Annotated in this window: 24 protein-coding genes and 1 tRNA gene; 20 read left to right on the top strand and 5 right to left on the bottom strand. The window is 65.8% G+C overall.

What is annotated here, in order from left to right:
* The 5 genes from petA to AC3WJB_RS05170 all read left to right on the top strand — a co-directional run bounded on the left by petA (window position 1) and on the right by AC3WJB_RS05170 (window position 3,786).
* A complete protein-coding gene (gene petA / locus AC3WJB_RS05150) occupies window positions 1-597 on the top strand; it encodes a ubiquinol-cytochrome c reductase iron-sulfur subunit (protein WP_492679370.1) in 597 nt (198 codons plus the stop codon).
* Window positions 597-1,898 carry a cytochrome b gene (locus tag AC3WJB_RS05155; RefSeq protein WP_492679372.1) on the top strand — a complete coding sequence of 434 codons (1,302 nt, stop codon included), beginning with the start codon at window positions 597-599 and terminating at the stop codon, window positions 1,896-1,898. The genes petA and AC3WJB_RS05155 overlap by 1 nt, the downstream gene beginning before the upstream one ends.
* Entirely contained in the window at window positions 1,891-2,652 is a 762-nt protein-coding gene (locus tag AC3WJB_RS05160) for a cytochrome c1 (protein ID WP_492679374.1), read from the top strand. The genes AC3WJB_RS05155 and AC3WJB_RS05160 overlap by 8 nt, the downstream gene beginning before the upstream one ends.
* 62 nt (window positions 2,653-2,714) lie before the next feature.
* Window positions 2,715-3,356, top strand: coding sequence for a glutathione S-transferase N-terminal domain-containing protein (locus tag AC3WJB_RS05165; RefSeq protein ID WP_492683076.1), 642 nt, complete (start codon window positions 2,715-2,717; stop codon window positions 3,354-3,356).
* A gap of 10 nt (window positions 3,357-3,366) precedes the next feature.
* Window positions 3,367-3,786, top strand: a complete 420-nt coding sequence (locus AC3WJB_RS05170) for a ClpXP protease specificity-enhancing factor (protein ID WP_492679376.1) — start codon at window positions 3,367-3,369, stop codon at window positions 3,784-3,786.
* 36 nt (window positions 3,787-3,822) lie between these two features.
* Here AC3WJB_RS05170 and AC3WJB_RS05175 read toward each other — a convergent pair whose 3' ends face one another.
* The 4 genes from AC3WJB_RS05175 to AC3WJB_RS05190 form a co-directional block, all read right to left on the bottom strand.
* Entirely contained in the window at window positions 3,823-4,209 is a 387-nt protein-coding gene (locus tag AC3WJB_RS05175) for a DUF3301 domain-containing protein (protein ID WP_492679378.1), read from the bottom strand.
* A gap of 74 nt (window positions 4,210-4,283) precedes the next feature.
* Entirely contained in the window at window positions 4,284-5,141 is an 858-nt protein-coding gene (gene nadC / locus AC3WJB_RS05180; protein ID WP_492679380.1) for a carboxylating nicotinate-nucleotide diphosphorylase, read from the bottom strand.
* Complete coding sequence (locus tag AC3WJB_RS05185) at window positions 5,138-7,483, bottom strand: DUF1631 domain-containing protein (RefSeq protein ID WP_492679382.1); 2,346 nt, start codon at window positions 7,481-7,483, stop codon at window positions 5,138-5,140. Before AC3WJB_RS05185 ends, nadC begins: the two co-directional genes overlap by 4 nt.
* Window positions 7,484-7,606: 123 nt before the next feature.
* On the bottom strand, window positions 7,607-7,879 hold the full coding sequence (locus AC3WJB_RS05190) for a Trm112 family protein (RefSeq protein ID WP_492679384.1): 273 nt from the start codon (window positions 7,877-7,879) through the stop codon (window positions 7,607-7,609).
* A gap of 67 nt (window positions 7,880-7,946) precedes the next feature.
* Here AC3WJB_RS05190 and purE point away from each other — a divergent pair, with 67 nt between their 5' ends.
* The gene (gene purE / locus AC3WJB_RS05195; RefSeq protein ID WP_492679386.1) at window positions 7,947-8,450 is read left to right on the top strand and encodes a 5-(carboxyamino)imidazole ribonucleotide mutase; all 504 of its coding nucleotides are present in this window, start codon (window positions 7,947-7,949) and stop codon (window positions 8,448-8,450) included.
* Complete coding sequence (locus AC3WJB_RS05200; protein WP_492679388.1) at window positions 8,447-9,610, top strand: 5-(carboxyamino)imidazole ribonucleotide synthase; 1,164 nt, start codon at window positions 8,447-8,449, stop codon at window positions 9,608-9,610. Before purE ends, AC3WJB_RS05200 begins: the two co-directional genes overlap by 4 nt.
* A 275-nt stretch (window positions 9,611-9,885) precedes the next feature.
* Here AC3WJB_RS05200 and AC3WJB_RS05205 read toward each other — a convergent pair whose 3' ends face one another.
* Entirely contained in the window at window positions 9,886-10,464 is a 579-nt protein-coding gene (locus tag AC3WJB_RS05205) for a superoxide dismutase (RefSeq protein ID WP_492679390.1), read from the bottom strand.
* Window positions 10,465-10,591: 127 nt separating this feature from the next.
* Between AC3WJB_RS05205 and AC3WJB_RS05210 the strand changes: the two genes are divergently transcribed.
* The 13 genes from AC3WJB_RS05210 to AC3WJB_RS05270 all read left to right on the top strand — a co-directional run bounded on the left by AC3WJB_RS05210 (window position 10,592) and on the right by AC3WJB_RS05270 (window position 21,287).
* Entirely contained in the window at window positions 10,592-10,915 is a 324-nt protein-coding gene (locus tag AC3WJB_RS05210) for a glutaredoxin family protein (protein WP_492683078.1), read from the top strand.
* The gene (locus AC3WJB_RS05215) at window positions 10,912-11,682 is read left to right on the top strand and encodes an SDR family NAD(P)-dependent oxidoreductase (RefSeq protein WP_492679392.1); all 771 of its coding nucleotides are present in this window, start codon (window positions 10,912-10,914) and stop codon (window positions 11,680-11,682) included. The genes AC3WJB_RS05210 and AC3WJB_RS05215 overlap by 4 nt, the downstream gene beginning before the upstream one ends.
* Before the next feature lie 48 nt (window positions 11,683-11,730).
* Window positions 11,731-12,333, top strand: a complete 603-nt coding sequence (locus AC3WJB_RS05220; protein WP_492679394.1) for a YhgN family NAAT transporter — start codon at window positions 11,731-11,733, stop codon at window positions 12,331-12,333.
* A 109-nt stretch (window positions 12,334-12,442) separates the two neighbouring features.
* Complete coding sequence (gene ppnN, locus AC3WJB_RS05225) at window positions 12,443-13,846, top strand: nucleotide 5'-monophosphate nucleosidase PpnN (protein WP_492679396.1); 1,404 nt, start codon at window positions 12,443-12,445, stop codon at window positions 13,844-13,846.
* Window positions 13,847-13,904: 58 nt separating this feature from the next.
* Window positions 13,905-13,981, top strand: a tRNA-Asn gene (locus tag AC3WJB_RS05230).
* Window positions 13,982-14,135: 154 nt separating this feature from the next.
* Window positions 14,136-15,764 (top strand): L-glutamate gamma-semialdehyde dehydrogenase, encoded by a 1,629-nt coding sequence (gene pruA, locus AC3WJB_RS05235; RefSeq protein WP_492679398.1) that lies wholly within the window; start codon window positions 14,136-14,138, stop codon window positions 15,762-15,764.
* Window positions 15,765-15,870: 106 nt separating this feature from the next.
* On the top strand, window positions 15,871-16,206 hold the full coding sequence (locus AC3WJB_RS05240) for an ArsR/SmtB family transcription factor (RefSeq protein ID WP_492683080.1): 336 nt from the start codon (window positions 15,871-15,873) through the stop codon (window positions 16,204-16,206).
* Window positions 16,203-16,691 carry an ArsI/CadI family heavy metal resistance metalloenzyme gene (locus tag AC3WJB_RS05245; RefSeq protein ID WP_492679400.1) on the top strand — a complete coding sequence of 163 codons (489 nt, stop codon included), beginning with the start codon at window positions 16,203-16,205 and terminating at the stop codon, window positions 16,689-16,691. The genes AC3WJB_RS05240 and AC3WJB_RS05245 overlap by 4 nt, the downstream gene beginning before the upstream one ends.
* A 16-nt stretch (window positions 16,692-16,707) precedes the next feature.
* Window positions 16,708-17,133 (top strand): arsenate reductase (glutaredoxin), encoded by a 426-nt coding sequence (gene arsC, locus AC3WJB_RS05250; protein WP_492679402.1) that lies wholly within the window; start codon window positions 16,708-16,710, stop codon window positions 17,131-17,133.
* Window positions 17,134-17,139: 6 nt separating this feature from the next.
* Window positions 17,140-18,183, top strand: a complete 1,044-nt coding sequence (gene arsB / locus AC3WJB_RS05255; protein ID WP_492679404.1) for an ACR3 family arsenite efflux transporter — start codon at window positions 17,140-17,142, stop codon at window positions 18,181-18,183.
* Window positions 18,184-18,371: 188 nt separating this feature from the next.
* Window positions 18,372-19,889 (top strand): copper-containing nitrite reductase, encoded by a 1,518-nt coding sequence (gene nirK / locus AC3WJB_RS05260; RefSeq protein WP_492679406.1) that lies wholly within the window; start codon window positions 18,372-18,374, stop codon window positions 19,887-19,889.
* Complete coding sequence (locus tag AC3WJB_RS05265; protein ID WP_492679408.1) at window positions 19,889-20,683, top strand: formylglycine-generating enzyme family protein; 795 nt, start codon at window positions 19,889-19,891, stop codon at window positions 20,681-20,683. The genes nirK and AC3WJB_RS05265 overlap by 1 nt, the downstream gene beginning before the upstream one ends.
* A gap of 10 nt (window positions 20,684-20,693) precedes the next feature.
* The gene (locus AC3WJB_RS05270; protein WP_492679410.1) at window positions 20,694-21,287 is read left to right on the top strand and encodes an SCO family protein; all 594 of its coding nucleotides are present in this window, start codon (window positions 20,694-20,696) and stop codon (window positions 21,285-21,287) included.
* Window positions 21,288-21,312: the final 25 nt, after the last annotated feature.

The following is a 21,312-nucleotide window of genomic DNA, read 5'->3' on the forward strand; positions in this document are numbered from 1 at the left end:
ATGGCGGATGAAGTCGTAGATCATGGGCGTCGCCGATTCCTCACCGTCACCACCGCGGCGGTGGGCGGCATTGGGGTCGTCGCGGCGGCCGTGCCGTTCGTGGAGTCATGGCAACCCAGTGCGCGGGCACGCGCCGCCGGAGCGCCGGTTACCCAATCGTTGAAGAAGATCGAGCCCGGTCAGCAGCTGATCGTGGCCTGGCGCAGCCTGCCCATCTTCATTGTCAGCCGCACGCCACAGCAGCTGGCGACGTTGCCGAAGCTGACCACGCGACTGGCCGATCCCAATTCGGACAGCAGTCAGCAGCCGGACTACACCAAGAACGAATCACGCTCGATCAAGCCGCAGTGGCTGGTCATGATCGGCATCTGTACGCACCTGGGCTGCGTGCCGGATTACAAGGGCAAGATCGAGCCGGAGCCGTTCGATCCGAATTGGCAGAGTGGCTTCTACTGCCCCTGCCACCATTCGCACTACGACATTGCCGGCCGGGTCTACAAGAACATGCCTGCGCCGAAGAACATGGAAATCCCGGCCTACCACTTCATTGACGACACGACGATCCAGATTGGCGTGGATCCGAAGGGGGCTGCGTAATGGCGAACGTATGGTCCAACCTCGGTGACTGGGTCACCGAGCGCACGCCCGGCATGCTGCCGATGTACCGCAAGCACATGACCGAGTACTACGCGCCGAAGAACTTCAACCTCTGGTACTACTTCGGATCGCTGGCGCTGGTGGTGCTGATCGCGCAGATCGTCACCGGCATCTTCCTCACCATGAACTACAACCCGAGCGCGGCCGGCGCGTTCGATTCCGTGCAGTACATCATGCGCGACGTGGAGTGGGGCTGGCTGATCCGCTACATGCACTCCACCGGTGCGTCGCTGTTCTTCATCGTGGTGTTCCTGCACATGTTCCGCGGCATCATCTACGGCTCATTCAAGCGGCCGCGTGAACTGGTGTGGCTGCTCGGCATGCTGATCTTCCTGGTGCTGATGGCCGAGGCGTTCATGGGCTACGTGCTGCCGTGGGGCAACATGTCGTTCTGGGGCGCGAAGGTCATCATCTCGCTGTTCGGCACGATTCCCGTGATCGGCACCGACCTGGTGGAATGGATCATGGGTGACTTCCTGCCCGGCGATGCCACCTTGAACCGCTTCTTCGCGCTGCATGTGGTTGCGCTGCCGATCGTGCTGCTGTTGCTGGTGGTGTTGCACATCGCGGCACTGCATGAAGTCGGCTCGAACAATCCTGATGGCGTCGACGTCAAGCACGGCACCAAGGGCAACCGCTGGAGCCCGCTGGCGCCGGCCGACGGCATCCCGTTCCATCCGTACTATACGGTGAAGGACCTGGTCGGCGTCGGTTTCCTGCTGCTGATCGCCGCGTTCATCATCTTCTTCGCGCCGACCCTGGGCGGCTGGTTCCTGGAGCCGGACAACTCGATCCCGGCGAACAACCTGGTCACCCCGGCGCAGATCAAGCCGGTGTGGTACTTCTCGCCGTTCTACGCGATCGTGCGCATGGTGCCCTCGTTCCTGGATACCGCGATCTGGGGCGTGCTCGCGATGTTCGGGTCGATCTTCGTGTTGTTTGCCATGCCTTGGCTGGACCGCAGTCCGGTCAAGTCGATCCGCTATCGCGGCCGTGGCTACAAGATTGCGCTGACGGTGTTCGTGATCGCGTTCTTCGGCCTGTGCGCGGTGGGCACCGACACCACGGCCGAGGTCATCCCGGCGTGGTTTGGCGACGTCGACGTGACGTTCTGGGAGAACCTGTTTGGTCGCCTGATGACCTTGCTGTACTTTGGGTTCTTCGTGTTCCTTTGGGCTTACACATATTTCGGCTGGGAGACCACCAAGCCGGTTCCGGATCGGGTGACCACGCATGACTAAGCGGCAAGGGTTGCTACGCTATTTTGTCCTTGCGGCACTGACGTGTGCGCTGGGTTTCGCCAGCCTGGCGCAGGCGGCCGAGGAAGGCGGGTTCCCTTCGGCGGGCACGAACCTGCGTGACCAGGCCTCGTTGCAGCGTGGCGCGAAGTTGTTCTTCAACTATTGCGTCGGTTGCCACTCGCTCAAGTACATGCGCTATTCGCGCATCGGCGAGGATCTTGGCCTGACCGAAGCCCAGGTGATGGAGAACCTCAACTTCACCGGGGCGAAGTACGGCGAGGCAGCGGTGTCGGCGATGCCGGCAGACCTCGCCACGACCTGGTTCGGCAAGGCCCCACCGGACCTCTCGCTGGAAGTCGAGGCGAAGGGCGCGGACTGGGTCAACGCGTACCTCAATTCGTTCTATCTCGATCCGGCGAGCCCGATCGGCTGGAACAACACCGTGCTGCCGAATGCGGCCATGCCATTCCCGCTGTGGGAACTGCAGGGCACGCAGACGGCGGTCATGGCGCCCGGCAAGGACGGCCAGCCTGGTACGGTCGAGAAGCTGGAGCTCGCCCAGCCGGGCAAGCTGACCCCGGCCCAGTTCCAGGAGGCCACGCGCGACCTGACCAACTTCCTCCAGTACGCGTCGGAGCCGGCTGCCTTGCAGCGCCATCACTATGGCGTCTGGGTGCTGTTGTTCCTGGCGGCGTTCACCCTGCTTGCCTATGCGCTCAAGCGGGAGTACTGGAAGGACGTCCACGAGGTGTGATGGATACTTTTCGGGCGCGTCGGTCGCGCGCCGCAAACCCGGCCATCGACAGGGAGGCGCACTTGGTACAGAGCATCCGTTCCCGAACCATCTTGACCCTGTTTACCGCGGCCGACGACGTGCAGAGCCACCGCGTGCGGTTGGTGCTGGCGGCCAAGGGCGTGTCCTACGACCGCATCGTGGTCGATCCCGGCAACGTGCCGGACGAGCTCAAGCAACTCAACCCGTTTGGGAGCACGCCCACCCTGGTCGACCGCGACCTGGTGCTGTACGACCCCACGGTGGTGTGCGAGTACTTGGACGAGCGCTATCCGCACCCGCCCTTGATGTCCATCGACCCGCTGTCCCGTGCCCGGCTGCGGGCCGCGGCGGTGCGCATCGAGCGCGAATGGCTGGCCGAGGTGACCACGATTGCCAGCGCCACGGGGCGCGGCGTCGACGCCGCGCGCAAGCGCCTGCGTGAAAGCCTGCTCAGCACCTTGCCGGTGTTCAAGGCGGCAAAGTTCTTCATGGGCATGGAGATGAGTCTGGTCGATTGCCTGGTGGCGCCCGTGGTGTGGCGCCTGCCGATGTTGGGCGTCGACCTGGGGCGCACCGGCAAACCGATTGCCGACTACGGTGCCCGCCTGTTCCACACCCAGGGTTTTGCCCGCAGCATGACCGAGCAGGAACAGGCGATGCAACCGGACTATGAGTACCACTGAGCCGGCAGCCATGAGTTCCAATCGCCCGTACCTGTTGCGGGCGATCTACGATTGGATCGCGGACAATGGCTTGACCCCATACCTGTTGGTCGATGCCACCAAGGAAGGCGTGCAGGTGCCGCCGCAGGTGATCAAGAACGGGCAGGTGGTGCTCAACCTGGCCATGCGCGCGGTGGCCAACCTGGATCTCGGCAACGACTGGATCAGCTTCCAGGCGCGGTTTTCCGGCGCCAGCCACACGATCCGCGTGCCGCTGGCGGCCGTGTTGGCGTTGTATGCCCAGGAGAACGGCCAGGGCATGATGTTCCCAGCCGAGGATGCCGGCGGGGAGCCGCCGAGTCCGCCCAGCCCGGAGCCAGCCAATCCCGCCGCTGGCGATGCCGACGGCAAGCCGAAGCTGCGGCCACCGCACCTGCGCATCGTCAAATAGCAACCTGGCCTTGTGGGATTCAGGGGGCGTGGGTGCCTACTGCGGCCGGGTGAGCGTACCGGGGCGCCGCGACGAGAGCAGCACCACGTTGTCGCGCGACGCGACCGGGGTCTCGTCGGCCGCCGTGACGGGCGCCGGCGGCGTGGGCAAGGCGGTGTGGCTGACGACCTGGCCGATCATCCACAGCTGGCCTGGCCGGCGGTCGCTGCCATCCAGGCTCACCTCGAAGTCGTAGCAGCGCTCGACACGCAGGCGACCGTCGACGCGCCGGAAATGCAAGCGGCGCAGGCCCACGGTCTCGTCCAGCAATTGCAACTGGTAGCGCTGGCACAATGCGCGGGCGGCGCGCACCGCGCGCTCGCGCCAGACGCTGAACTCCATCCACAACCCGACGCTGGCGCCAAGCGCCAGCAAGATCAACATGTCGAACGCATTGCCCATGGTCGCAGTGTGTGGCTGCCCGGGGCCACTTGCAAGCCGCTGGGGCTGCCGTGGCCTCAATCCAGGCGCAGGCGCAGCGAGAGGTCGACGGCGTGCACGTGTTTGGTCAGCGCGCCTATCGAGATGTAATCCACGCCGAGGCTGGCCAGGCTCGCGACGGTGTCCAGCTCGACATTGCCGGACACCTCCAGCGGCGTGCGTCCGGCGGCCTGGGCCACCGCAGCCACGGTGGCTTCGCGGGTGAAATTGTCCAACATGATGCGATCGACGCCGGCTTCCAGCGCGGTCGCCAGTTGGGCCAACGTTTCCACCTCGACCTCCACCGGCAGGTCGGCATGGGCCTGGCGCGCGCGGCGCACCGCCGCCTCGATGCCGCCGGCGGCAATGATGTGGTTTTCCTTGATCAGGATGGCGTCGTACAACCCCATGCGGTGATTGCTGCCGCCGCCGCAGCGCACCGCGTACTTTTGCGCGCGACGCAAGCCGGGGATGGTCTTGCGCGTGTCCAGGATGCGCGTACCCGTGCCGGCCACGGCGGCAACGAAGCGTGCCGTCACGGTCGCGGTGGCGGACAGCAGTTGCAGGAAATTCAAGGCCGAGCGTTCGGCGCTGACCAGCGCGCGTGCCCGACCAGAGAGCTCGCAGATTGCCGCGCCGGCTTCAATCTCGGCGCCGTCGGCGGCGCGCCAGGCGATCGCCACGTCCGGGTCCAGGCGGCGGAAACAGGCATCGAACCAGGCGGCGCCACACAACACGGCGTGGTCGCGGCAGGTCAGCACGGCCGTGGCGGTAGCCTGGGCCGGCAGCAGGTCGGCGGTGGCATCGCCCGCACCCAGGTCCTCGGCGAAAGCCCGCTCGACGTCCGCGGCAATGACTGCCGGATCCGGCAGTCCGGGAGCATCGGCGTGACTCACGCCGGAGGCTGGTCGGCGGTTGCCGACTCGTCGTCCCCGGCGGCCGGGGTTGGCGTGGCCGTATCCCCGCTCAGGCGCCCGACGATGGCGCTCAGGGCGCGATCGAACAAGGTGTTGTCGGCAAGCACACGGGCGCGCCCGTCGACGAGCAGCGGCGCCAGCTCCTGCGGCGCGTAATCGCCCACCTTGAGGCCGCGGCGATTGACGAACAGGTAGCGCCCGCTCATGGGGCTGATCCACGAGAGCTTGGCGCGCACCATGCCGGCATCGGCGGAAGAAAACTCGAGCCAGGTGCCCGGCTGCAAGGCCTCGACCTGGCGCAGCTCCGGGCTGTCCACGGCGGCCTGCGCCGGCGCGGCTTGCGCCGGCTCTTCGGCCCTGGCGCGCTCGGCAAGCGGTTCGATGGTGTCCGGGATCGCCAGGATCGAGGCATCCTCGTTGTTGGCAGCAGCCACTTCGCCGGCATCGACGGCATCGCCGAGTTGCTGGCGGTAGTACAAGTGGAGCTGGGCGAGCAGGCGCTCGATGTCCTGGGCCTGGAACGCCACGTTGGCCAGGCCATGCCGCAGCGTGCGCTCGATGCGCGGCAGCATGTGCCGCAGCTGCCGCCGGCCCTCGTCATCCTGGACCGGCTGGGCACTGATGATGAATTCGTCGACGAAGCGCAGGCCGGCCTTGAATTCGGGGGAGTTCTCGCCCTGGCGCAGCACGGTCAGTACCAAATGGTTGGCCCAGGCCCGCGCCAGGATGCCGTGCACCAGCGGCGGCAGGTGCAAGGCCCCGATGCGCTCGAGGATCTCGCGCGCGGCCAGGCGTCGCGCCATCTCCAGCTTCTCGCGTCCGCGGGTGGATTCAGCGACGCGCTGTTCCACCACTTCGGAGCGTCGCCGGTTCAACTCCTGGAACTGCTGCAGGTCGAGCAGCAGGCGGTCGAAGATGCCGAGGTCGTCGTCGAAATCGTGGATCAACTGCTCGACGATGGACTTCACCTTGCCGTACAGGTGCCGATCGGCGTCGGCCGCAGGCGACCAGCCCTTGGCCATCTCGGCGACGCTGTCGAGCAGGCGCCGTGCCGGATGCTGGCGATGCGCAAACAACTTGCGGTCGAGGATCGCGGCCTTGAGATAGGGAATCTGCAGGCGGCCGAGCAAGACCTGCATCTCCGGCGGCAAGGTCGGATCTTCGAGGATGAACTCGAACAACATGCTGACCAGGTCGATGGTGTCTTCGTCGATCGCGGCGACGCGGCTCGGCTGCTCGCCGCGCAAGGCGCCGACCTGGCTGAGCAGGTGCGCCTTCAGCTGCTGCACTTCGCGGGTCAGGGCTTGCGCGTCATCGACGGCGGTGGTCGGCGGCGCCACGCCGGTCCGGGCCAATTGGCTCTGCAGCACGCTGAGCGCACCCAACAGCTCGTTGGCGGAAGGCAGGGGCGTGGCGGACGCCTGGCCACGCATGCCGGTCGCCGCGCCCGTGCTGCCGGACCCACCCAATTCGACGCGGCGCCGGGCGTTGAACAAGGTCTGCAGCGTCTGCAACACGTTGTCCGGCAGATCGCCGAGCTCGTCGACCGTGGGCACGTCCGCCGCCGACGCGGCTTGGCGGACGATATCGCCCGGCGCCGCCTGGCCCTTGCCGTGCGGCAGTTCCGGGCGTAGTTGCGGCAGCACCCCGGCGCGGATCAGCTCGGCATTGACCGCCTGGTACAGGCCTTCCAGCGTGGACAGCACGTAGCGGTCGAACAACTTGTAGATGATCAGCCGCACCCGTACATCCACGTTCAGCTCGTGCATGGCGACGCTGAAGCTTTGCGCGAGGATGGCCGGGGCAATCGGGTTGCTGGCGTCGTCGATCCGGTGGCCGCCACAGATCACCGAGAGCCGCTGGTTGACTGCGTACAGGTCGCGCGACAGGCGGACCTCGTTCTTGCTGATCATGCTGGTGATGGCCAGCGATTCTTCCAACTCATTGTTCGCGACCAGGGACAGCTCGGCCGGCGCGCCGTTCTCGAACGCGGACGGAGCAGTCGGCGCCGGCGCACTGTGCGACAGGTTGCCGAGTTGCTGGTTGATCGTGGCCAGGAACTTGCGCTCGGCCATCGAGCGCAACTTGCGCACTTCGCGCATGCCGTCGAAATACCGCGTCTGGGCGGCATTGTTCTCTGCCTTCTCGGCCAGGTCGAACAGCGCATCGTCCACGGATTCGAACATCGTGCTGGCGCACTGCGACAGGTGCTTGCCGGCAAGCGTGCGCACGGCGTCCACTAGGTCGCCTGCCCGCTCATCGCTGCCCTGGTTGCGGCGACCCAGCGGTAGGACAGTTGGTGCCCTGGTCGATTCATTCATTACCGTCTCCAGGCAATGCATTGTTGCCGCTGCGCGCAGTTACGGCCGCAGCGTGAACATAAGGCAATCAGCCTGCCGTGTCATGCCTTTCCGCTGGAGGAACACACCAAGATCAGACGCCCGTCACGAAGTCGACGGGAAATTGCTCATTTGGGCGGTACCGATGCCTTCTTCGGGCAACATGACCGGAATACCGTCCTGCACGCGGTAAATGACCTTGTGATCCGTGGTGATCAGGCCCTCGGCCAGCGGCTCTTTCACCGGCGCGCCAGCGACCGTGACAATGTCCCCGGCACGGATGGCGTCGTTCAGCGACTTCAGCGCCGGTTCGCCCAGCAGGCGTACCGGTGATTTGCTGACCGGACAGCAGAGTATGTCCAGGAGGCGCTTGTCCATGGCAAAGGCGACGACGTGACCGGCTGCGAGGATGTCCGTACAATACCCGTTTTTAGCCGGCCGGGCCATGACACAGGTAGCCGCAGCACCACGCGTCGGCGTGGTGATGGGATCGCGTTCCGATTGGGACACCATGCAACACACCGCCAGTACCCTGGATGAGTTGGGGGTGGCGCATGAGGTTCGCGTGGTTTCGGCGCACCGTACCCCGGATCTCCTGTTCAGCTATGCCGCCGAGGCGGCCGATCGGGGCGTCCAGGTGATCATTGCCGGTGCCGGTGGTGCCGCGCACCTGCCAGGCATGTTGGCGGCCAAGACCCGCCTGCCGGTGTTTGGCGTGCCGATCCAGTCGCAGGCGTTGGCCGGGGTCGACTCGCTGCTGTCGATCGCGCAGATGCCGGCCGGGATACCGGTCGGCACGCTGGCCATTGGCCGCGCCGGGGCGGTGAACGCTGGCTTGCTTGCCGTGGCGGTGCTGGCCTTGCATGACCCGGCGCTGGCCGAGGCGCTGCAGGCCTGGCGCGAACGGCAGACCCAGGCGGTGCTGGCACAGCCGGATCCGCGCTCATGAGCATGCACAATCCGCCGGTGCTCGGGATTCTTGGCGGGGGCCAGCTTGCCCGCATGCTGGCCTTGGCGGCTGCCCCGCTGGGGGTGAAATGCCTGGTGGTCGACGAGCACGCCGATGCCTGCGCCGGGCATATCGCGCCCCTGGTCGTCGCCGGCTGGGCGGAGCACGCCCGGCTGCTGGAGCTTGCCGGCCAGGTCGATGCGGTGACCTTCGATTTCGAGAATGTCGAGGCCGAGTTGGCCCGTGCGCTGGCCGACAAGGTGGCGGTATGGCCGCCGCCTTTTGCCTTGGCAGTATCCCAGGATCGGGTCACGGAGAAGACCTTGTTCCGGGAGTGCGGGATTATGACGGCCGAGTTTGCGGCGGTCGGCACGCGCACCGAGCTGGATGCCGCCGTGGTGGCCATCGGGACGCCGGCCATCCTGAAGACGCGTCGCTTCGGTTATGACGGCAAGGGCCAGTTCCGCCTGAAGGCGGCTGCCGACGCCGATGCAGCGTGGCAGGCGCTCGGCGCGCAAGCCGTCCCCGACGGCTTGATCCTGGAATCCTTCGTGCCCTTCGTGCGCGAAGTGTCGGTGCTGGCCGTGCGCGGGCGCGACGGCGAATTCCGCACCTGGCCGCTGAGCCAGAATTCGCACACCAACGGCGTGCTGACCATGAGCCTCGCGCCGGCGCCGGACATTGCCGCGCTGCAGCCACGCGCCGATGCCTTGGCCCGGGCTTTGGCCGAGCGCCTGGGGTATGTCGGCGTGCTGGCGTTGGAGCTCTTCGTCACCACCGATGGCGGCTTGCTCGGCAACGAGATGGCGCCGCGCGTGCACAACTCCGGACACTGGACGATCGAGGGCGCGCACACCAGCCAGTTCGAGAACCATGTGCGTGCCGTGCTCGGCATGCCGCTTGGCGACACCGGGGTGGACGGTCCGTCGGCCATGTTCAACTGGCTGGGTGAGCTGCCGGCCAAGGGACCGGTGCTGCAGACGGTCGATGCACATTGGCATGACTACGGCAAGCAGGCCCGGCCCGGGCGCAAGGTCGGGCATGCCACGCTGTGCGCGCCCGATGCCGTCACCCTGGTTGCTCGCGTCGATGCCGTGGCCAAGGCGCTTGGCCGCGAATCGCAGGCGGCGCCAGTATTGCGCGCGCTCCGGGGCGCTTAGCGGTTTCCTGGCAACGTCGGGTGTTGCGTCGTGTGGAAGATTCCGTGTTGCCGCCCAAGATGTAGGGCGGATCGAGGCCGCAGGCCGGATCCGCCTTGCCGTTGGAGCCCGGGGCGCCAGTGGCGGATCCGTCGCTGCGCTCCCGACCGTAGGGAGTCCCTTGTGGATTGATCCGCCCTACATGGCTCGGTTGTTTGCAATCAATGGCCGTTCAAACGGCAGACAAAAAACGGAGCCTTGCGGGCTCCGTTTTTCGCTGCACACCGGGGGTGGGCTCAGGCGAGGTTCTTGGCCGCGAAATCCCAGTTCACCAGGTTCCAGAACGCCTCCACGTACTTGGCGCGCGCGTTGCGGTAATCGATGTAATACGCATGCTCCCAGACGTCGGTGGTGAGCAGCGGCTTGTCGCTGCCGGTGATCGGCGTGGCGGCATTCGACGTGTTGACGATGCCAAGGGAACCATCCGGCCGCTGCACGAGCCACGTCCAGCCCGAGCCGAAGTTGCCACCGGCCGACGCGCTGTACTGCTCCTTGAACTTGTCGAAGGAGCCAAACGCCTTGTTGATCGCATCGGCGAGCTTGCCGCTGGGCGTGCCGCCACCGTTGGGCCGCATCGAGTTCCAGTAGAACGTGTGGTTCCAGGTCTGGGCGGCGTTGTTGAACATGCCACCGGACGACTTGCGCACGATGTCCTCGAGCGCGGCATCGGCAAACGCGGTGCCCTTGATCATGTCGTTCAACTTGTTCACGTAACCCTGGTGATGCTTGCCATAGTGGTACTCCAGCGTCTCGGCCGAGATGTGCGGCTCAAGCGCATTCTTTTCATACGGCAGCGGTGGAAGGGTGATTGCCATGAGGGCCTCCTTGAATAGCCGGATAAACAACGGATTGAAGAAAAACGTGGCGCAGGCAACGGCGAGTCGCCGTAGCGGCACTGGTACACTAGCAAACTGGATGCAATGGAAAGATGAAGCGCCACCAATGGACGTCAACGATCGAATCCGCAGCACCTTGCTGGAGCACCCTATCGTGCTCTTCATGAAGGGCACGCCGCAACTTCCGATGGACGGCTTTTCCCATCGGGCCGTCGAGGCGCTGGGTTCTGCCGGGGCGGAATTCCACAGCGTGAATGTGCTTGCCGATCCCCAGGTGCGCGCGGCGTTGCCGCATTTCTCGAATTTCACCACCTTCCCGCAGTTGTTCATTCGCGGCAACCTGATTGGCGGCTGCGACATCATCGAGGACCTGCAGCGCTCGGGTGAGTTGGCGCGCATGGCGCATGACGTGGCGGGGAGCACCCCTTGAGCGGATTGCCGGTCGTTGCCCTGCCTGCGCAGTGGCAGCCGGATGTCGACTCCCTGCAGGGCCGGGTCGTGCTGGTGACCGGTGCCTATGGCGGGCTGGGCAGTGCCGTGACGCGTGCCGTGGCGCGCGCCGGTGCCACCGTCGTGATCACCGGCCGGCGCAAGCGCCGGCTCGAGCTGCTGCACGACGCGCTGCGCAACGAGGGCCTGGCTGCACCCATCATCCATCCGCTGGACATGGAAGCGGCCACGCCGGACGACTACGCGGCGCTGGCTGAAGGGCTCGAGCGCGATTGCGGACGGCTGGATGGCATCGTGCACACCGCGGTGAGTTTTGCCGGCTTGACGCCCATCAGCATGCACAAGCCGAACGACTGGTTGCGCGCGTTGCACGTCAACGTCTCGGCCGCCTTTGCCCTGACCCAGGCGTGCATGCCCATCCTGCTGCGTGCGTCCGACAGCGCCGTCGTCTTCGTGCTCGACGATCCCGAGCGGCTGCAGCGGGCGCACTGGGGTGCCTATGGCGTGTCCAAGGCGGCACTGGAGCGCTTCGCCGCGATCCTGCACGAGGAGACCGACGACACGCCGCTGCGCGTGCATGCGGTGTTGCCGGGGCCGATGTGCACGCCGTTGCGGCAGAAGGCCTACGCCGGGGAGGACAGCATGCGTTGGCCGGGACCGACGTCGACAGCCGAGGCCATCGTCCATCTGCTCGGGCCGGCGGCCGCCGCGGCGCGCGGTTGCGTGCTCGACCTGCGCAAGGCCTGAGCCGAAGCACGGCATACCACTGGACCGGGGGCGCGAGTGGAAACCCAGATGACCACCTTGTCGGCCTGGATCATGTTGTTCCTGATCATGGATCCGCTGGGCAATATCCCGTTCTTTCTCAGCCTGCTCAAGCATGTGCCACCCCGACGCCGGCGCTGGGTGCTGGTGCGCGAGCTGTTGATTGCGCTCGGCGTGCTGCTGGCGTTCCTGTTCGGTGGCCAGTACCTGCTGCAGGTCATGCAGCTCAAAGCCGATTCAATCAGCGTGGCCGGCGGCATCGTGCTGTTCCTGATCGGCATCCGCATGGTGTTTCCACCAGCCGATGGCGGCGGTATTTTCGGGCCGGCGGGGGAAGGCGAGCCGTTCATCGTGCCGATGGCCATACCCGGCGTGGCCGGCCCCTCGGCCATGGCCGCGCTGCTCCTGCTTACGAACACCCAGCCGGGGCGTACGGTGGACTGGATCATCGCCCTCGTCCTGGCCTGGCTGGCCACCTCCGCGATCCTGCTCAGCTCGACGTATTTGTTCCGCTGGCTGGGCGAGAGCGTGCTCACGGCCCTGGAACGGGTGATGGGCATGCTATTGATCGCCATGGCGGTGCAGATGTTCATGGCTGGCGTCGCCTCGTTCATGCACCTCAACATCGGATGAGGCCGTCGTGGATGGCTGCGCAGCGGCGGAGGCCGCCGGGGCAAGCGTTGTCTGGGCGGTGCGCTGCAGATTTTCCCATGACCGATAACCGGTAAGGAGTACGACCCGCATGGCCGAACAGCCAGCCGAGCAGGCACAACCCACGCCCGCCACCGTCAATGCCCGCATCTCGCCGGTGGGTGGGCTGGACATCCTCTCGCGCAACGAGGTGGCGCGCCTGCGCGACGCCAGCGGGTCCGGCCTGCATGCGCTGGTGCGCCGCTGCGCGCTGGCGGTGCTCACCTCGGGCTCGGTGGGCGACGATCCGCGCAGCATGCATGGCCAGTATCCGGGCTTCGACATCCAGGTGCTGCAGCAGGATCGCGGCATCAAGATCGAGCTGAGCGACGCGCCGGCGCAAGCCTTCGTGGATGGCCAGATCATCGTCGGCATCAACGAGCTGCTGGTGGCAGTGGTGCGCGACGTGGTGTACATGGCGACCCAGCTCGAGGAAATCGGCTATGCGCTCGAGGGCTCGGCCGGGTTGACCCAGCAGGTGTTCGAGATTCTGCGCAATGCACGCATCCTGCGCCCGAACATGGATCCGAACCTGGTGGTGTGCTGGGGCGGACATTCCATTTCGCGCGAGGAATACGACTACACCAAGCTGGTGGGTTACCAGCTCGGCCTGCGTGGCCTGGACATCTGTACCGGCTGCGGCCCCGGGGCCATGAAGGGGCCGATGAAGGGCGCCACGATTGCGCACGCCAAGCAGCGGCGGTACGACAACCGTTACATCGGCATCACCGAGCCCGGCATCATCGCCGCCGAATCGCCCAATCCCATCGTCAACCACCTGGTGATCATGCCGGACATCGAGAAGCGCCTGGAGGCCTTCGTGCGCATGGGCCATGGCATCATCGTGTTTCCCGGCGGCGTCGGCACGGCAGAGGAGATCCTGTACCTGCTTGGCATCCTGATGCACCCCGACAACGCCGGCATTCCGTTCCCTCTGATCCTGACCGGGCCGCCGCAGGCGGCTGGCTATTTCGCGCAGATCGACCAGTTCCTGCAACTGGTGCTGGGACCCGAGGTGACCCGGTTCTACCGCATCATCATTGACGATCCGGCGGCTGTGGCGCGCCTGATGGTCAAGGGCGTCGATCGGGTGCGGCACAACCGCATGGACACAAAGGATGCGTTCTTTTTCAACTGGGCGCTGCAGGTCCCGCTCGCATTCCAGGTGCCGTTCCGCCCCACGCACGCCGCCATGCAGGCCCTGCAGATCCATCGTGGCCTCCCGGCGCACGAACTGGCCGCCGACTTGCGCCGGGCGTTCTCCGGCATCGTGGCCGGTAACGTCAAGGAGGAGGGCATGCACGCGATCGAGGCGCACGGGCCGTTCCTCATCGACGGCGACGCGGACATCATGCATGCGCTCGACGTGCTGCTGCAGGCATTCGTCGCCGACCAGCGCATGAAACTTCCCGGCGGCGGCGCCTACACGCCCTGTTACCGCGTGCAGACTGGCTGAACCGCGCCGCCGCGAGCCTTGACAGGCCCTGGCGCGCTGCGCAGACTACGCAGCTCACGCCCGAATAGCTCAGCTGGTTAGAGCACTTGACTGTTAATCAGGGGGTCGTTGGTTCGAGTCCAACTTCGGGCGCCATCCATGCCATAGGCTTCGCAGCGATGCGGAGCCTTTTTGTTTGCAATAAAGGGGACGCGGCAAGTTAAGACTACGCAGGCCGCAGGTCCCGTGCCGGATGATGCCCCGACCTGCAGGCGCGGCCTACAATGGGACGTCCAAACCAGGAGTCGTCATGTCCCTCGCCATCTCCACAGCCCCCCTCCCGTCCAACGAACCCGTCCACACTTATGCTCCGGGCAGTCCCGAGCGCGCCAGCCTGCAGGCGCAACTGGCGAGGATGACGGCGGAGAAGATCGAGATTCCGCTGGTCATCGGCGGCCGCGAGGTGCGCACCGGCAAGTTGGCGCAGGCCGTGATGCCGCATCGCCATGCCCACGTGCTGGCCGACGTGCATCAGGGCGGCGCGGCGGAGGTGCAGCAGGCGATCGAGGCTGCGTTGCGCGCACAACGCGAGTGGGCGGCCCTGCCTTGGGAAGCGCGCGCCGCGGTGTTCCTGAAGGCCGCGGAGCTCCTGCATGGCCCGTACCGCGACGCCGTCAATGCCGCGACCATGCTCGGCCAGAGCAAGACCTGCCACCAGGCGGAAATCGACAGCGCCTGCGAGCTGATCGACTTTCTGCGCTTCAACGTCGCGTTCTACGAGCAAATCCTGCGCGAGCAGCCGCAGAGCGCACCGGGCATGTGGAATCGCCTGGAACACCGCCCGCTGGAAGGCTTCGTGTTTGCGGTGACGCCATTCAACTTCACCTCGATTGCCGGCAACCTGCCGACCGCGCCCGCGCTGTGTGGCAACGCCGTGGTGTGGAAGCCGGCGAGCACGGCGATCTACAGCGCGCACTTCCTGATGCAGGTGCTGCGCGAGGCCGGACTGCCCGATGGCGTGATCAACCTGGTCAGCGGCAGCGGCGCGACGATTGGCGATCCGGTGCTGGCGGACAAGCACCTGGCCGGCATCCATTTCACCGGCTCGACCAAAGTGTTCCACCAGATGTGGCGCACGGTCGGCAACAACATCGACCAGTACGTGAGCTATCCGCGCCTCGTGGGGGAAACCGGCGGCAAGGACTTCATCATCGCGCATGCCAGCGCCGACCCCGCTGCGCTCGGTACCGCCATCCTGCGTGGCGCGTTCGAATACCAGGGCCAGAAGTGTTCGGCGCCGAGCCGGATCTACGTGCCCGGCAACCTGTGGCCGCAGCTCAAGCAGGCCTTGCTCGACCAGGTGCCTGGCATAGCGATGGGCGACGTGGCCGACTTCGGCAATTTCATGGGTGCGGTGATCGACCGCGCGAGTTTCCAGACCCAGCGCGCGGCGATCGAGGAGGCGCGGGCCTCCGGCGACGCGGAGATCCTGGTCGGCGGGGAATGCGACGACCGCGAGGGCTGGTTCGTGCGCCCGACGGTGATCCTCACCAGCAACCCGGCCTACCGCACCATGTGCGACGAGTTGTTCGGCCCGGTGGTCACGGTGAACGTCTACGACGAGTCGAAGTGGCTGGAGACGTTGGACGTGGTGGACCGGACCAGCCCCTATGCGCTGACCGGCGCGGTGTTTGCCCGCGACCGCGGCGCGATCCAGCAAGCCATGGAGCATCTGCGCAACGCTGCCGGCAACTTCTACATCAACGACAAGCCCACCGGTGCCGTGGTGGGTCAGCAGCCGTTTGGTGGCGCCCGCGCCTCGGGCACCAACGACAAGGCCGGTTCCATGTTGAACCTGGTGCGCTGGATCAGCCCGCGCGCGATCAAGGAAACCTTCGTGCCGCCCACCGATTACCGCTACCCCTATATGGGCAGCTGACGGCGGGGTTTCCGCCGCGTGGCGCCAATAGGGCGCCTGTCCTTGGGTGTGGGCGACGGAGAGCCTTGACGGGCTCAAACACTTCCGAAATACTAAAAATATGGAAATGAAGGCTGCCCTCAGCGCCTTGAGCGCCCTCGGACATGAGTCTCGATTGTCCGCCTTCCGCGCGCTCGTCCAAGCTGGAACCAACGGGATGCCAGTGGGCGAACTGCGCGAACGGCTGGACTTGCCGCCGGCGACGCTCACGGCGCATCTCAACGTATTGCGTGCCGCTGCCTTGGTGCATGACCAGCGCGAAGGCCGGATCATCCGCGTGCGCGCGAACTATCTCCAGATGAACGCGCTGCTCGCATATTTGACTGAAAACTGCTGTGCCGGGACCGCGGACTGCGATCCCGTCGCCACCTGCAACCCGCGCAAGACCGGAGCCATCACATGAATCGATTCCACGTCCACCTCAACGTCGCCGATCTCGATGCGAGCGTGCGCTTTTATTCCGCGCTGTTCGCGGCGGACCCGGCGGTCCTGAAGCCCGACTACGCGAAGTGGATGCTGGACGACCCCAAGGTGAACTTCGCGATCTCCAATACCGGCCGAATGCCCGGCGTCGACCACTTGGGTTTCCAAGTGGAGACCGACGACGATCTCAACACGCTGGGCAACCGCCTGGAAGCGGCTGGCGCGGCCATCGTGCCTGAGCAGGCTGCAGTCTGCTGTTATGCACGGTCCGACAAATTGTGGGCGGAAGACCCTCAGGGCACGCGCTGGGAAAGTTTTCGCACGGTCGGTGGTGCGACAACCTACTATGCCGCCGACGCGACGTGCTCGGCCGAGGGTGCGTGCTGTGCCCCGGATTCGGCGTCCGCGTCGCCCGATGAACAGCCGGCCGCCAGTTGCTGTGGTCCCCGATCCGGTTGTTGCTGACGGAGGCTGGCAGGCGATGGACATCGTCATTTATCACAATCCGGACTGCGGCACCTCGCGCAACACGCTGGCGTTGATCCGCAATGCCGGCATCGAGCCACATGTCATCGAGTATCTGAAGACACCGCCGACCCGGATCTTGCTCGAACGGCTAATCGCGCGCATGGGGATCGGCGCTCGCGCCTTGCTGCGCGAGAAGGGAACGCCGTTCTCGGCACTCGGCCTGGGCGACCCTGCCTTGACCGACGATCGGCTTCTGGACGCCATGATGGCGCATCCTAGCCTGATCAATCGGCCGATTGTCGTCAGCCCCAGGGGTGTCAGGCTCTGCCGCCCCTCTGAGGAAGTGCTCGATCTGCTGCCACCGCAGCGAGGCGCGTTCGTCAAGGAAGACGGCGAGCGCGTGATTGACGAGCACGGCCAGCGTGTGGCCAAAGCGTAGGGAGCCATGTCCGTCTTCGAACGCTATCTGACCCTTTGGGTGGCGCTGTGCATCGTTGCCGGCATAGCGCTCGGGCACTTCCTGCCCAGCATTTTCCATGCGATCGGCGAAGCCGAGGTCGCCAGCGTCAATCTGCCGGTCGCAGTGCTGATCTGGCTGATGATCGTGCCGATGCTGGTCAAGATCGATTTCGCTGCGCTTGGGCGGGTCAGGGAGCACTGGCGCGGCATCGGCATCACGCTGTTCGTCAACTGGGCGGTAAAGCCGTTTTCCATGGCCGCGCTCGGCTGGTTCTTCATTGGTCGGCTCTTCCGTCCCTATCTGCCGGCCGAACAAATTGGCAGCTACATTGCCGGTCTCATTATCCTGGCCGCTGCGCCCTGCACTGCCATGGTCTTCGTTTGGTCCAACCTGGCCAAGGGCGAGCCGTATTTCACGTTGAGCCAGGTTGCGCTCAACGACACCATCATGGTGTTCGCCTTCGCGCCGATCGTCGCGCTGCTGCTCGGTCTTTCGGCCATCACGGTGCCGTGGGGTACGCTCGCACTCTCGGTCGCGCTTTATATCGTCGTGCCTGTCGTCGCCGCGCAGCTGCTGCGCCGGCGATTGCTCGCGGCCAGCGGTGAGCCTGCATTGAAGCGGTTGCTGGATCGACTACAGCCGCTTTCGTTGGTGGCGTTGCTCGTTACCCTGACCCTGCTGTTCGGCTTTCAGGGCAAACAGATCCTGGCCCAGCCGCTCGTGATCGCGCTGTTGGCGATACCGATCCTGATCCAGGTCTATTTCAACTCGGGCCTTGCCTATTTGCTCAACCGCATATCTGGCGAACGGCACTGCGTCGCAGGGCCCTCAGCGTTGATCGGCGCGTCCAACTTTTTCGAATTGGCGGTCGCCGCGGCCATCAGCCTGTTCGGGTTCCAGTCCGGCGCGGCACTTGCCACCGTGGTTGGCGTTTTGATCGAAGTGCCAATCATGCTTTCGGTCGTCTGGATCGTGAATCGTTCCAAGGGCTGGTACGAGAGCGGGCGGTCATTGAACACCCCAGCCTGAGTCGAACACATGCTTGCCTGCCACGGCAGGCAAATCCGTGACGCGCTGTCGGTGCCATGGCCTGCTGGGCGGCGCCATACTGCGGCGTATTGTCGCGACGCAGCATTTACTGGGAGAGCCCTGACCCAAGTCAATCGCGCGTGACTGACCTCGCTTAGTGTGACCTCGAATCCACACGGGGAGTCACCATGCAACGCCTGTCCGTCAGTGCCCTGCTCGCCGCCAGCATGCTTGCGCTGGCCGCCTGCTCGTCCAAGCCCGCCGCGGAAGCGCCCCAGGCGCCCGCAGTGTCGACGTCGCTGCCCAGCCAGCGCGGTGATTTTGGCCCGCCGCAAGGGGATCCGATCCACGCGGTGTTGACCAGTCCGCCCCACGTCCCGCCGCCGATCCATCGCAATTACCCGGCCAAGGTCATCGTCGAGCTCGAGGTCATCGAGAAGGAGATGCCGATTTCCGAGGGCGTGAGCTACACGTTCTGGACGTTTGGGGGCACGGTGCCCGGCAGCTTCATCCGCGTGCGCCAGGGCGACACGGTGGAGTTCCACCTGAAGAACGCGCCGGATTCGAAGATGCCGCACAACATCGACCTGCACGGCGTGACCGGGCCGGGTGGTGGCGCGGCGTCGAGCTTCACGGCACCGGGGCACGAATCGCAGTTCACGTTCAAGGCGCTGAACCAGGGTATCTACGTCTACCACTGCGCGACGGCGCCGGTCGGCATGCACATCGCCAATGGCATGTATGGCTTGATCCTGGTCGAGCCACCCGAGGGCTTGTCCCCGGTCGACCACGAGTACTACGTAATGCAGGGCGACTTCTACACGACCGGCAAATACCGCGAGAAGGGCCACCAGCCGTTCAACATGGAAAAGGCGATCGAGGAGCACCCGACCTATGTCCTCTTCAACGGCATGGAAGGCGCGCTCACCGGTGACAAGGCGCTGACCGCCAAGACCAACGAGACGGTGCGCCTGTTCATCGGCAACGGCGGCCCGAACCTGGTCTCGAGCTTCCATGTGATTGGCGAGATCTTCGACAAGGTCCAGCCCGAAGGCGGCACCGTGGCGCAGCACAACGTGCAGACCACGCTGATCCCCGCCGGCGGCGCGGCCACGGTGGAGTTCCACACCGATGTGCCGGGCAGCTACGTGCTGGTCGACCACTCGATCTTCCGCGCCTTCAACAAGGGCGCGCTCGGCATCCTCAAGGTGGACGGGCCGGAGAACAAGCTGGTGTATTCAGGCAAGGAAGTCGACTCGGTCTACCTGAGTGACCGTTCCGAGCCGAACCTCAAGGCGGTCACCGTCGCGGCAAAGGCGCATGCGGCAGGCACGCAAACCAAGGAGGAACAAGTCGCGGCCGGCAGGCAGCTCTTCACCGGCACCTGCTCGGTCTGCCACCAGTCCAACGGCGAGGGCCTGGCGAACGTGTTCCCGCCGCTGGCGAAGTCCGACTACCTCGCGGCCGATCCGCAGCGGGCGATCAGCGTGGTGACGCATGGCCTGGCCGGCAAGGTCACGGTCAACGGCGCGGAGTACGACTCGGTCATGCCGCCCATGGCCCAGCTCACGGATGACGAGGTGGCGAACATCCTGACCTACGTGCTGAACAGCTGGGGCAACCCGGGTGGGCGCATCACCAAGGAAGACGTTGCCAAGGAGCGCGCGAAGCCTGCACCCGCCAACGCACCACGCGGGGAGCACTGATGCCCCGGCGCCCGCCACGCTGGCTGCGGTGGGCAGGCTGCTTGTGCCTGCCCCTGCTGGCACTGGCGGTCCGCCCGGCGGCAGCCGAGGGTCGCTACGTGGCGCTGCCCGGCGGCGACTTTGCCAGCGTGCTGCCGGCGGATGGCAAGGCGGCGCAGCCCAGGATCGCACCGTTCCAGCTGCGTACCGAGCCGGTGACGAATGCGGAATTTCTTGCCTTCGTCACCGCCCATCCAGAATGGCAACGGGGGAAGGTGGCCACGGTGTTGGCCGATGCGGCCTACCTGTCGCATTGGTCGGCGCCGACCGTGCTCGGCGCGGGCGCCTTGGCGCGGCAGCCGGTGACGCGGGTGAGCTGGTTTGCCGCGCAGGCGTTCTGTGAGAGCGAAAGTGCGCGCCTGCCCACCTGGTACGAATGGGAGTACGCGGCGGCAGCCGATGCCTCGCGCAGTGATGCGCGCGCCGATCCTGCCTGGCGTGAGCGCATGCTGAGCTGGTATGGACGTCCATCCAACAAGGCCCTGCCAGCGGTGGGTGGCGAGGCGAACTTCTTCGGCGTGCGCGACTTGAACGGCCTGGTGTGGGAATGGGTGGATGACTTCAACGCCCTGCTGGTCGGCGTCGACAGCCGGGACCAGGACGGGGCGAACAAGCTGAAATTCTGCGGCGCCGGGGCGATCAGCATGCAGGAAAAGGAAAACTACGCGACCTTGATGCGGGTGGCCATGCTCTCCGCGCTCAAGGCGGTCGACACCACCAACAACCTGGGTTTTCGCTGCGCGAAACCACGCTGAGGAAAAGGTCATGCTGCGAGTGATGTTTGGACTGTGTGCCGCGCTGCTTCTGGCCTCCACGGGCTTCGCGGCCAACACCGCCTTGCCCCGCGACTCCGTCTACCAGCTTCCCGTACAGCTCACCGACCAGGACGGGCAGGTGCAGCCCATGGCGGCGCGACGCGGCCGGCCGCAACTGGTGACCATGTTCTACACCTCGTGCACCATGGTCTGCCCGATGATCATCGAGACCGTGGAGAAGACCCGCAAGACGCTCGACGAGACGGCGCGCCAGCGACTCGACATCCTGGCGGTGAGCTTCGACCCCGCGCGCGACGATACCGAGGCGCTGCGCAAGTATGCAGGCATGCGCAAGCTCGACCTGCAGCGCTGGACGCTGGCCCACGCCACGCCGTCCGCCACGCGCCAGCTTGCCGCGCTGCTGGGCATCCAATACCGGCAACTGCCGGATGGCGAGTTCAACCACAGCAGCGAGCTGATCCTGCTGGACGCCGACGGCCGCATCGCGGCCCGCACCGACGTCATCGGTCGGCTCGACCCTGACTTCGTCGCCGCCGTGCGCGGGCTCTTGGTGGGGAGCCAACCCACGCCGGGCAAGCGCTGATCCTGGTTTCTTCGGAGGGTAATGA

The organism is Rhodanobacter sp. FW510-R10, assembly GCF_058781105.1.